Below are 12,115 nucleotides of genomic sequence, written 5' to 3' on the forward strand. Positions count from 1 at the left end.
TACGTAAGACAAAAGCGCATTCGGCGCCATATGTTGCGCAGTCGCCACATGCGCTTCCCTCTAAAATGGCCTTTTACCCGCGTCGATTGCACCGTCTTTCATGACCCAGTTTGCCAAAGAAACCCTGCCCATCAGCCTCGAAGAGGAGATGCGCCGCAGCTATCTCGATTACGCCATGAGCGTGATCGTGGGCCGTGCGCTACCCGACGCGCGCGATGGCCTCAAGCCCGTGCACCGGCGTGTGCTGTACGCCATGCACGAGCTGAACAACGACTGGAACCGCCCCTACAAGAAATCGGCGCGTATCGTCGGCGATGTCATCGGCAAGTACCACCCGCACGGCGACAGCGCGGTGTACGACACCATCGTGCGCATGGCCCAGGATTTCTCGCTGCGCCACATGCTGGTCGATGGCCAGGGCAACTTCGGCTCGGTCGATGGCGACAACGCCGCCGCCATGCGTTACACGGAAATCCGCCTATCGAAGATCGCCCACGAGATGCTGGCCGACATCGACAAGGAAACAGTCGATTTCGGGCCCAACTACGACGGCAGCGAGAAGGAACCGCTGGTACTGCCCACGCGCCTGCCGAACCTGCTGGTCAACGGCTCGGCCGGCATTGCCGTGGGCATGGCGACCAATATCCCGCCGCACAACCTCAACGAAGTGGTGGACGCCTGCTTGCACATGCTGCGCCATCCCGAAGCGTCGATTGACGAGTTGATGGAAATTATCCCGGCGCCCGACTTCCCCACAGCAGGCATCATCTACGGCATCAACGGCGTGAAGGATGGCTACCGCACGGGGCGCGGTAAGGTGGTGATGCGCGCGAAAGTGCACTTCGAGGACATCGACAAAGGCCAGCGCCAAGCCATCATCGTGGATGAGCTGCCTTACCAGGTGAACAAGAAGACGCTGCAGGAGCGCATGGCCGAGTTGGTGCACGAGAAGAAGCTCGAAGGCATCAGCCACATCCAGGACGAGTCGGACAAGTCCGGCATGCGCCTGGTGATCGAACTCAAGCGCGGCGAAGTGCCAGAGGTGGTGCTGAACAATCTGTACAAGCAAACGCAGCTGCAGGACACCTTCGGCATGAACATGGTGGCGCTGGTCGATGGCCAGCCCAAGCTGTGCAACCTGAAGGAATTGATCGCCGTGTTCCTGCAGCACCGCCGTGAGGTGGTGACGCGGCGCACCGTGTTCGAGCTGCGCAAGGCACGCGAGCGCGGCCACGTGCTGGAAGGCCTGGCAGTGGCGCTGGCCAACATCGACGATTTCATCCGCATCATCCGCGAATCGCCCACACCGCCCGTGGCCAAGGCTGAACTGATGACGCGCGCTTGGGACAGCCAGCTGGTGCGCGAGATGCTCACCCGCACGCGCGCTGACGGCGGCGTGGTGAACGCCGATGACTACCGCCCCGAGGGCCTGGAGCGCGCATTCGGCATGCAGGGCGACGGACTGTACCGCCTGTCCGACACCCAGGCGCAGGAAATCCTGCAAATGCGCCTGCAGCGCCTGACGGGCCTGGAGCAGGACAAGATCGTGGCCGAGTACAAGGAGGTCATGGCCCACATCGAGGATCTGCTCGACATTCTGGCTAAGCCCGAGCGCGTCTCCACCATCATTGGCGATGAGCTCACTGCCGTGCGCCAGGAGTTCGGCCAGACCAAGCTGGGCGCGCGCCGCAGCGAAATCGAGTACAGCGCGCAGGACCTGTCCACCGAAGACCTCATCACCCCCACCGACATGGTGGTGACGCTCTCGCATACCGGCTACATCAAGAGCCAGCCCCTGTCCGAATACCGGGCGCAAAAGCGCGGCGGACGTGGCAAGCAGGCCACGGCGACCAAGGAAGACGACTGGATCGACCAGCTCTTCATCGCCAACACGCACGACTACATCCTGTGCTTCTCCAACCGCGGGCGCCTTTACTGGCTCAAGGTCTGGGAAGTGCCTGCGGGCTCGCGCGGCTCGCGCGGCCGCCCCATCGTCAACATGTTCCCGCTGCAAGAGGGCGAGAAGATCAACGTGGTGCTGCCGCTGACCGGTGACATGCGCAGCTTCCCCCAAGACCGCTACGTGTTCATGGCGACCAGCATGGGCACCGTGAAGAAGACGGCGCTCGACGAGTTCTCCAACCCACGCAAGGCCGGCATCATTGCCGTCAACCTGGATGACGGCGACTACCTCATTGGCGCCGCACTGACCGACGGCCAGCACGACGTGATGCTGTTCTCCGACGGCGGCAAAGCCGTGCGCTTCGATGAGAACGACGTGCGCCCGCTGGGCCGCCAGGCACGTGGTGTGCGCGGCATGACACTGGAAGATGGCCAGAGCGTGATCGCCATGCTGGTGGCCGAGGACGAATCGCAGAGCGTCCTGACGGCCACCGAAAACGGCTACGGCAAGCGCACCAGCATCGTTGAATACACGCGCCATGGCCGCGGCACCAAGGGCATGATCGCCATTCAGCAAAGCGAACGCAACGGCAAGGTCGTTGCCGCCACGCTGGTGCATGCGGACGACGAGATCATGCTCATCACCGACACCGGCGTGCTGGTACGCACGCGCGTGGCCGAGATCCGCGAACTGGGCCGCGCCACGCAGGGCGTTACGCTGATTGCACTCGACGAGGGCGCCAAGCTCAGTGGCCTGCAGCGCATCGTGGAGAACGACGCCAACGAAGGCGACGCAGACGACGAGGCCGCAGCGCCCGGCGATCCAGCGCCGCAGTCCTGACCGCCAGCCGCGCACGCTTGCCCCTGGCAGGCGCGCGCACTATCAAAAGCAGAGCTGCCAGCGCGCTACCAGCAAGGGCTGGAAGCCAATTAGACACAAAACATGACACGCCCGTACAACTTTTCCGCCGGCCCCGCGGCCATCCCTGAAGAAGTGCTGCAGCAGGCTGCTGCCGAAATGCTCGACTGGCACGGCAGCGGCATGGGCGTGATGGAGATGAGCCATCGCGGCAAGGAGTTCATCTCCATCTGCGAACAGGCCGAGGCCGACCTGCGCGAGCTGCTGGCCGTGCCCGCTGAATTCAAGATCCTGTTCATGCAAGGCGGCGGCCTGGCCGAGAACGCCATCGTGCCGCTGAACCTGTCGCGCGCAGCCACCGTAGATTTCGTCGTCACCGGTTCCTGGAGCCAGAAGTCGCGCAAGGAAGCGCAAAAGTACGCCGCCGAAGTGCACACCGCTGCATCCAACGAGGCAGACGGCTTCACCACCCTGCCCGCCCCTGCGTCGTGGCAGCTCAGCCGCGGGGCCAGCTATGTGCACCTGTGCAGCAACGAAACCATCCACGGTGTCGAGTTCCATGAGCTGCCCGACCTGAAAGCACTGGGCTGCGATGCGCCGCTGGTCATCGACTTCTCTTCGCACGTGGCCTCCCGCCCGGTTCAATGGGAGCGCGTCGGCCTGGCCTTCGGTGGCGCGCAGAAAAACATCGGCCCAGCCGGGCTGACGCTGGTCATCGTGCGCGAAGACCTGCTGGGCCACGCCCTGCCCATCTGCCCGAGCGCGTTCGACTACCGTGTCGTCGCCGAGAACCAATCCATGTACAACACCCCGCCCACCTGGGGCATCTACATGGCCGGCCTGACCTTCCAGTGGCTCAAGCGCCAACGCGAAGGCGCGCTCACCGGCGTAGCGGCCATGCAGGCACGCAACATCGCCAAGGCCCAGCAGCTGTACGACTTCATCGACCGTTCGCCGTTCTACGTGAACAAGGTCGCACCCCACTGCCGCTCGCGCATGAACGTCCCGTTCTTCCTGCAGGACGAATCGCGCAACGACGCCTTCCTGCAGGGCGCCAAGGAACGCGGCCTGCTGCAGCTCAAGGGCCATAAGTCCGTGGGCGGCATGCGTGCCAGCCTCTATAACGCCATGCCGATCGCAGGCGTACAGGCCCTGGTGGACTACCTCCAAGACTTTGAACGCCTCCACGCCTGAAGCCCCGGAATGAACACCCCCCTTGCCTCCCCCGATCTGGCCAGCCTGCGGGTGCAGATCGACAACATCGACCAGCAACTGCTCACCCTACTCAACCAGCGTGCCCTCGTGGCCGAGCGCGTGGGCGAGGTCAAGAAGCGCGAAGGAACGCCCTTTTTCCGCCCCGACCGCGTGGCCCAGGTGATCGAAAAGATCACCCACGCCAACCCCGGGCCGCTCAAGGGCGCGCACGTTGCCGCCATCTGGCGCGAAATCATGTCTGCCTGCCTGGCGCTCGAGTCGCCCCAGCGCGTCGCCGTGCTTGGCCCCGAGGGCACGTTCTGCGAACAGGCCGCCATTGAGTACTTCGGCGGTGCCGCCGACCTGATGTACTGCAACAGCTTCGACGAGGTGTTCCACGCCACGGCGGCCGGCAGCGCACAGTACGGCGTGGTGGGCGTCGAGAACTCCAACGAGGGCGTGGTCACACGCTCGCTCGACATGTTCTTGCACACCCCCTGCCACGTGGTGGGCGAGGTGAGCCTGCTGGTACGTCACAACCTGCTGCGCAGCAGCAACTCGGCCGAAGGCATCGAGGCCGTGCTGGCCCACCCGCAGGCACTGGCGCAATGCCAGGGCTGGCTGTCCAAGCACCTGCCACATGCCGAGCGCCGCCCGGTCTCCAGCAACGCCGAGGGCGCGCGCTTGGCCGCGACCAACCCGGCCTGGGCCAGCATCTCCAGCGAGCGCGCAGCCCAGCAGTACGGCCTGCACGTGGTGGCCCACGCCATCCAGGACGACGCCTACAACCGCACGCGTTTCGCCGTCATCTGCCTGCCGCACACCCTGGCCACGGCCGCGCCTTCGGGCAAAGACTGCACCAGCCTCATCATCTCCGTGCCCAACCGCCCCGGCGCAGTGCACGACCTGCTGGTGCCGCTGAAGAAGCATGGCGTATCGATGACGCGCTTTGAGTCTCGCCCCGCGCGCACCGGCCAGTGGGAGTATTACTTCTACATCGACATCGAGGGCCACCCGGCCCAGTCGCACGTGCATGCCGCACTGGAAGAGCTGCAGCAGCTGTGCGCCTTCTACAAGGTGCTGGGCACCTACCCGGTTTCAGCCTGAGGAGCAGCCATGTTTGAACAACTCGGACTGATCGGCTGCGGCCTCATGGGAGGCTCGTTCGCCCTGGCCATGAAGAAGGCCGGCCTCGTCAAGCGCGTGGTCGGCTACAGCAAATCGCCCTCGACCACCGACCGTGCACGCCAGTTGGGCGTGATTGATGTCGAAGCCCCTTCGGCGCTGCTGGCCGTGGCCGGTGCCGACATCGTGCTGGTCGCCGTGCCCGTTGCAGCGACGGAGGCCACGCTCAAATCCATCAAGCACCTCGTCACCCCGCAGATGCTCGTCATGGACGTGGGCTCGACCAAGGCTGACGTGGTGCAGGCCGCGCGCCGCGCACTACGCGACCAGGTCGGCTCCTTCGTCCCCGCGCACCCGATCGCGGGGCGCGAGGTCTCCGGCGTGGAACACGCCGACCCCGAGCTGTACGCCGGGCGCCAGGTCATCCTCACGCCCACCGAGCGCACGCTCGCGGCCCACCTGCGCTGCGCCGAAGAGCTGTGGACACGGCTCGGCTGCCGCGTCACCAGCATGGCCCCGGAGGCACACGATGCGGCCTTCGCCGCCGTGAGCCACCTGCCGCACCTGCTCGCCTTCGCCATGATGCAAAGCGTGATCCGCCAGGAGAACAGCGACTACATCCTGTCTCTTGCCGGCACGGGCTTTCGCGATTTCACACGTATTGCCGCGAGCGATCCCAAGATGTGGCGCGACATCCTGCGCGCCAACCGCGAAGAAGTACTGGTGCAGTCACGTTTGTTCCAGGAAGCACTGCAGGCCTTCGAGCACGCCATTCAGGCAGACGACGACCAGTCCCTGGAAGACATGCTCACCCTGGCCAGCGAAACCCGCGCGCACTGGCGCATGGGCGCACTGCGCAAACACAAAGCCGCCTGATGTACAGCACCGCATTTCTTGACCTGCCGCCGTTGCTGACAGCGGGCGGCACCGTCCAACTGCCGGGCTCGAAGAGCATTTCCAACCGCGTGCTGCTGCTCGCCGCCCTGAGCCAGGGCACCACCGAGGTGCACGACCTGCTGGCCAGCGACGACACACGGGTCATGCTCGACGGGCTGCGCGCCTTGGGCTGCGGCGTCGATGAATCGGGTGGCTCCACGGTGCGCATCACCGGGCTGGGCGACCAGCCACCGCGCTCGCCGGCAGCGCTGTTCCTCGGCAACGCAGGCACTGCCATGCGCCCGCTGACCGCAGCGCTGGCACTGCTCGGTGGCGAATTCACGCTCTCTGGCATACCGCGCATGCACGAGCGCCCGATCGGCGACCTGGTCGATGCACTGCGCCAGCTTGGCTGCCAGATCGACTATCTGGGCAACGAGGGTTTCCCTCCCCTGCGCATCGCCCACGGCGCGGGTCTGCCCGCGCTGCGGCTGCAGGCGCCGATCCCAGTGCGCGGCGACGTCTCGAGCCAGTTCCTCACCGCGCTGCTGCTGGCGCTGCCACTGGTGGCGCGGGAGCAGGACGTGGTCATCGAGGTGGTGGGCGAGCTGATTTCCAAGCCCTACATCCAGATTACCCTGGCCTTGCTAGCACGCTTCGGCATCCAGGTAGCGCGCCAAGGCTGGGAGCGCTTCACCATTCCCGCCGGTAGCCGCTACCAGTCGCCGGGCAGCATCCACGTCGAGGCAGACGCCTCATCTGCTAGCTATTTCATAGCACTTGGCGCGCTTTCAGCAAGCGCTGAGGGCCAAAATGGCATCAAGATCCAAGGTGTGGGCCTGGACTCGATCCAGGGCGACATCCGCTTCGTTGAAGCAGCACGCGCCATGGGCGCCGACATCACCGGCGGCCCGAACTGGCTGCATGTCGCGCGCGGCGCCTGGCCACTGCGTGCCATCGACCTGGACTGCAACCACATCCCAGACGCGGCCATGACCCTGGCCACCATGGCGCTGTACGCCCAAGGCACAACACGGCTGCGCAACATTGCCAGCTGGCGTGTCAAGGAAACCGACCGCATCGCCGCCATGGCCACTGAGTTGCGCAAGCTCGGCGCCACGGTGGAAGAAGGCGCAGACTTCATCGCCATCACACCGCCCGCAACGCCCCAGGACTGGAAGGCCGCCAGCATCCACACCTACGACGACCACCGCGTCGCCATGTGTTTCTCGCTCGCTGCGTTCAACCCGGCGTGCCTGCCGGTGCGCATCGAAGACCCCAAGTGCGTTGCCAAGACCTTCCCGGACTACTTCGAAGCCCTGTTCTCCGTCGTGCAGACCGCACAGGCCCACATTCCGGTGCTGTGTATCGACGGCCCCACCGCGTCGGGCAAAGGCACGGTGGCAGCCGCAGTGGCACAGCAACTGGGCTATGCGCTGCTCGACTCCGGTGCGCTGTACCGCATCACGGCGCTGGCTGCCGTGCAGGCGGGCATCGACATCGCACCGGCCCATGAGGCTGCGCTCGCCGACCTGGCCCGCACACTGCCCGTGCGCTTCGCTGATGGCCGTATCTGGCTGGCCAGCGCCGACGTGACCGACGCCATCCGCACCGAAGCCATGGGCATGAACGCCTCACGCATCTCGGCGCTGCCGGCCGTGCGCGCGGCACTGGTCGATCTGCAGCACGGCTTTGCCCGCCTGCCCGGCCTGGTGGCCGATGGCCGCGACATGGGCACCGTGATCTTTCCCCAGGCGCCGCTGAAAGTTTTCATGACCGCCAGTGCTGCCTGCCGCGCCGAGCGGAGGCACCAACAGTTGCTCGCCAAGGGAATTGACGCTAATATCGACGCCCTTCGCGCAGACTTGGAGGCGCGCGACCTGCAGGATCAATCCCGCAAGGTGGCCCCCCTGAAACCCGCGCAAGACGCCCTGCTGCTGGACAATTCCGGGCTGACGATCGACGAGACCGTTGCCCAGGTGATTGTTTGGTGGGAGGAGCGCCAGCCTTTCGCCATCCACCTGGCACAGGGCTGACACCGGCCCACACCGCCCCTGCCGCGCTGCACCCAGGCGCACTGGCGGTGTGGTTCATCAACCTAACCCGTGGTGCAAGCCACAAGCAACCCTTCGCCCACAGCCCTAGAAACGGCCGCAATGGTGCTGCCGGAAACCTGTGGTGCGAGCAAGGAAACACATGTCCGAATCTTTTGCCGCCCTGTTTGAAGAATCGCTGCAACGCACTGAAATGCGTCCTGGCGAGGTCATCACCGCCGAAGTCGTGCGCGTTGAGCACAACTTCGTCGTCGTGAACGCTGGCCTGAAGTCTGAAGCCTATGTGCCAATCGACGAATTCAAGAACGACCAGGGCGAAATCGAAGTCCAAGTGGGTGACTTCGTGTCCGTGGCCATCGGCTCCATCGAAAACGGCTACGGCGACACCATCCTGTCGCGCGACACCGCCAAGCGCCTGGCTTCCTGGCTGGCCCTGGAGAAGGCGCTGGAATCTGGCGAGTTCGTCACCGGCACGACTTCCGGCAAGGTCAAGGGCGGCCTGACGGTGCTGGTCAACGGCATCCGCGCTTTCCTGCCCGGCTCGCTGATCGACACCCGCCCGATCAAGGATCTGACCCCCTACGAGAACAAGACCCTGGAATTCAAGGTCATCAAGCTCGACCGCAAGCGCAACAACGTGGTGCTGAGCCGCCGCGCCGTGGTGGAAGCCTCCATGGGCGAAGAGCGCGCCAAGCTGATGGAAACGCTGAAGGAAGGCGCCATCGTTCAAGGCGTGGTCAAGAACATCACCGAATACGGTGCGTTCGTGGACCTGGGCGGCATCGACGGCCTGCTGCACATCACCGACATGGCATGGCGCCGCGTGCGTCACCCCTCCGAGGTGGTCACGGCAGGTCAAGAGATCACTGCCAAGATTCTCAAGTTCGACACCGAGAAGAACCGCGTGTCTCTGGGCCTCAAGCAGATGGGCGACGATCCCTGGATGGGCGTGGCTCGCCGCTACCCCTCGGGCACCCGCCTGTTCGGCAAGGTCACGAACATTGCCGACTACGGCGCGTTCGTGGAACTCGAGCCCGGCATCGAAGGTCTGGTGCACGTTTCCGAAATGGACTGGACCAACAAGAACGTGGCGCCTTCCAAGCTCGTGTCGCTGGGTGACGAAGTCGAAGTCATGGTCCTCGAGATCGACGAAGACAAGCGCCGCATCAGCCTGGGCATGAAGCAGTGCCGCGCCAACCCCTGGCAAGAGTTTGCCCAGAACACCAAGCGCGGTGACCGCGTGAAGGGCCCGATCAAGTCGATCACCGACTTCGGCGTGTTCGTGGGTCTGGCCGCCGGTATTGACGGCCTGGTGCACCTGTCCGACCTGTCGTGGAACGAAACCGGCGAAGCTGCCGTGCGCAACTACAAGAAGGGCCAGGAAGTCGAAGCCATCGTGCTGGCCGTGGACGTGGACCGCGAGCGTATCTCCCTGGGCATCAAGCAGCTCGACAGCGATCCGTTCACCACCTTCGTGACGGTGAACGACAAGGGCCAGACGGTGACCGGCAAGGTCAAGACCGTGGACGCCCGTGGCGCTGAAATCGACCTGGGCGAAGACATCGTGGGCTACCTGCGCGCTTCGGAAATCTCCCGCGACCGCGTGGAAGACGCCCGCAACGTGCTGAAGGAAGGCGACGAAGTGACGGCCGTGGTGGTGAACGTGGATCGCAAGACGCGCAACATCCAGCTGTCGATCAAGCAAAAGGACATGATCGACGAGCAAGGCGCCATGGCTTCCCTGTCGGCCCAGTCGGCCAAGGAAAACGCCGGAACGACCAGCCTGGGCGCCCTGCTGCGCGCCAAGCTGGACGGCGGCTCCGACAAGTAAGCCACCCCGGCCCCATGCACAATGGGGCCCTTCGCGGCGGGCGCGCAGGCTTCCTGGGCGCCCGTCTTCATTTCATCCCTGCACCGAACTGCCATGACACGATCCGACCTCGTTGAAGAACTGGCCGCCCGCTTTGGCCAGCTCACGCACCGCGACGCCGAACACGCCGTCAAGACCATCCTCGACGCAGTGGGCGATGCACTGGTGCGCGGGCACCGCATCGAGATCCGGGGGTTCGGCAGCTTCTCAGTCACGCACCGCCCGCCCCGCCTGGGCCGCAACCCGCGCAGCGGCGAAGCCGTGCAGATTCCCGAAAAGCGTGTGCCCCACTTCAAGCCCGGCAAGGCACTGCGCGAATCGGTGGCGCAGCAAAGCGCCGAAACAGGCGCATAAAATCCCCGACACCACTGGGGAGACGCATGAAATATCTGCTGTGGCTGCTCAAGGCAGCCATTTTTTTCACGCTTTTCGCGTTCGCGCTGAACAACCAGCAAGACGCCAGCGTGCATTTCTTCTTCGGCACCCAATGGCGTGCCCCCATGGTGCTGGTCGTGCTCTCGGCCTTTGCGCTGGGTGTCGTGGTCGGCGTACTGGGCATGGTGCCGCGCTGGTGGCGCCACCGCACTGCGGCGCGGCGCGCGCAGGCGGCGGCAGGCCAAGCGGACACTCCATCCAGCACTGCAGAGCCGTCTTCCGTCCCCACGACCGCCGAGCCACCCCTCCATGGAATTTGACCTGAGCTGGATCCTGCTGGGGCACCCCCTGGCCTTCGTGCTGGGCTGGTGGGCCTCCCGTTTCGACCTGCGCCAGCTGCGCCTGGAGAACCGGCAGGCACCCAAGGCCTACTTCAAGGGGCTGAACTTCCTGCTGAACGAGCAACAGGACCAGGCCATCGATGCTTTCATCGAAGCCGTGCAGAATGACCCAGACACGTCGGAGCTGCACTTCGCCCTGGGCAACCTGTTCCGGCGGCGCGGCGAATACAACCGTGCCGTGCGCGTGCATGAACATTTGCTCTCACGCGGCGACCTGAGCAGCGCCGACCGTGACCGTGCCCAGCACGCCCTGGCGCTCGACTTCCTCAAGGCGGGCCTGCTCGACCGCGCCGAGGACGCACTCAAGCCGCTCGAAGGCACTGCCTACGAGCACGAAGCGCGGCTGGCGCGGCTGGCGATCTACGAGCGCACGCGCGATTGGCCCCAGGCGGCCACCATCGCGGCCAAGATTCAGGCGGCGGGCCAGGGCGACTTCAGCCAGCGGCAGGCGCACTACCTGTGCGAACAGGCCCAGGCCGCGGTCGCACAGGGCGACGAAGTAAAGGCCGGACGACTGCTTGACGAAGCCCATGCCGTCGCGCCACAAGCGCCCCGCCCGCTGATCGAGCGCGCACGCCAGCAGCAGCGCCAAGGCCACGGCAGCGCGGCCGTCGACACCCTCATGCGCCTGGCAGGACAGGCCCCGGCAGCGCTGCCCCTGGCGGCCTCGCTGCTGCTGGAAGCGGCCGCCGCCAGCGGGCGCAACGACGAAGCGCGGGCCCTGCTGGAAGGCAACTACGAACGCGCCCCTTCGCTCGATCTGCTTGAAGCACTGGTGGCCCTGGACCGTACCAGCGACGACGCCCAGCGCCCAGGGCGCGAGCGCTATGCCTTGCACCTGGCGCACGAACCCTCCCTGGTGGCTGCGACGCAATGGCTGGCGGGCGAGCGCCTGGCGCACGAGGATTTCCATCCCGCCATCCAACGTGCACTCGACCAAGCCGCCAAGCCGCTCATGCGCTACCGCTGTGCGGCCTGTGGTTTCGAGGCGCGCCAGCATTTCTGGCAATGCCCCGGCTGCCAGAGCTGGGACAGCTACCCGGCCCGCCGCGTCGAAGAACTTTAAAAGGAGTACACCATGTCCTTGCGCCATCTCGTCACCGCAGCCCTGGCCTTCCTGTGGCTGGGCGCAGCCAGCGCCGCCGTCGAGGCCAACAAGGCCACCGAGGCCGAACTCGATGGCGTACGCGGTCTGGGCCCATCCCTCACCGCGCGCATCATCGCGGCACGCGAGAAAGCACCGTTTCGCAACTGGGACGAATTCATTCTGCGCGTGCCCGGCATCGGCCCCGCACGGGCCTACCAGCTCTCGGCCGAGGGGCTGACCGTCAACGGCGAAAGCTACCAGATCCAGGGCGTGGCGACGCCCCCAGGGGTTCCGGCCATTCCCAAGGCCCCAGCCGCCCCTGCCGCACCGCCAAAGCCTGCCATGCCGAAGTTTCAATGAACCCACGCAGGC

10 protein-coding genes are annotated in these 12,115 nt (G+C 65.4%); all 10 read left to right on the forward strand.

The features are described from left to right. Positions 1 to 100 precede the first annotated feature (100 nt). Positions 101 to 2,743 carry a DNA gyrase subunit A gene (gene gyrA, locus BN2503_RS06090; RefSeq protein WP_054255758.1) on the forward strand — a complete coding sequence of 881 codons (2,643 nt, stop codon included), beginning with the start codon at positions 101 to 103 and terminating at the stop codon, positions 2,741 to 2,743. A gap of 102 nt (positions 2,744 to 2,845) precedes the next feature. After that, a complete protein-coding gene (gene serC, locus BN2503_RS06095) occupies positions 2,846 to 3,955 on the forward strand; it encodes a 3-phosphoserine/phosphohydroxythreonine transaminase (protein ID WP_054255759.1) in 1,110 nt (369 codons plus the stop codon). A gap of 9 nt (positions 3,956 to 3,964) precedes the next feature. Continuing rightward, on the forward strand, positions 3,965 to 5,062 hold the full coding sequence (gene pheA / locus BN2503_RS06100; RefSeq protein WP_054255760.1) for a prephenate dehydratase: 1,098 nt from the start codon (positions 3,965 to 3,967) through the stop codon (positions 5,060 to 5,062). 9 nt (positions 5,063 to 5,071) lie between these two features. After that, on the forward strand, positions 5,072 to 5,956 hold the full coding sequence (locus tag BN2503_RS06105; protein ID WP_054255761.1) for a prephenate dehydrogenase: 885 nt from the start codon (positions 5,072 to 5,074) through the stop codon (positions 5,954 to 5,956). Next, positions 5,956 to 7,992: a bifunctional 3-phosphoshikimate 1-carboxyvinyltransferase/cytidylate kinase gene (locus BN2503_RS06110; protein ID WP_054255762.1), complete on the forward strand. Its 2,037-nt coding sequence runs from the start codon at positions 5,956 to 5,958 to the stop codon at positions 7,990 to 7,992. Before BN2503_RS06105 ends, BN2503_RS06110 begins: the two co-directional genes overlap by 1 nt. A gap of 160 nt (positions 7,993 to 8,152) precedes the next feature. Further along, the gene (rpsA, locus tag BN2503_RS06115) at positions 8,153 to 9,841 is read left to right on the forward strand and encodes a 30S ribosomal protein S1 (protein WP_054255763.1); all 1,689 of its coding nucleotides are present in this window, start codon (positions 8,153 to 8,155) and stop codon (positions 9,839 to 9,841) included. A 21-nt stretch (positions 9,842 to 9,862) separates the two neighbouring features. Next, on the forward strand, positions 9,863 to 10,234 hold the full coding sequence (locus tag BN2503_RS06120) for an integration host factor subunit beta (protein ID WP_411914287.1): 372 nt from the start codon (positions 9,863 to 9,865) through the stop codon (positions 10,232 to 10,234). A 26-nt stretch (positions 10,235 to 10,260) separates the two neighbouring features. Further along, entirely contained in the window at positions 10,261 to 10,575 is a 315-nt protein-coding gene (locus BN2503_RS06125; protein WP_054255765.1) for a LapA family protein, read from the forward strand. Continuing rightward, on the forward strand, positions 10,565 to 11,722 hold the full coding sequence (gene lapB, locus BN2503_RS06130) for a lipopolysaccharide assembly protein LapB (RefSeq protein ID WP_054255766.1): 1,158 nt from the start codon (positions 10,565 to 10,567) through the stop codon (positions 11,720 to 11,722). Before BN2503_RS06125 ends, lapB begins: the two co-directional genes overlap by 11 nt. Before the next feature lie 12 nt (positions 11,723 to 11,734). Beyond that, the gene (locus tag BN2503_RS06135; RefSeq protein ID WP_074930092.1) at positions 11,735 to 12,103 is read left to right on the forward strand and encodes a ComEA family DNA-binding protein; all 369 of its coding nucleotides are present in this window, start codon (positions 11,735 to 11,737) and stop codon (positions 12,101 to 12,103) included. Positions 12,104 to 12,115 lie beyond the last annotated feature (12 nt).

It is taken from the genome of Paenacidovorax caeni, assembly GCF_001298675.1.
In the GTDB taxonomy this organism is placed as follows: domain Bacteria; phylum Pseudomonadota; class Gammaproteobacteria; order Burkholderiales; family Burkholderiaceae_C; genus Paenacidovorax; species Paenacidovorax caeni.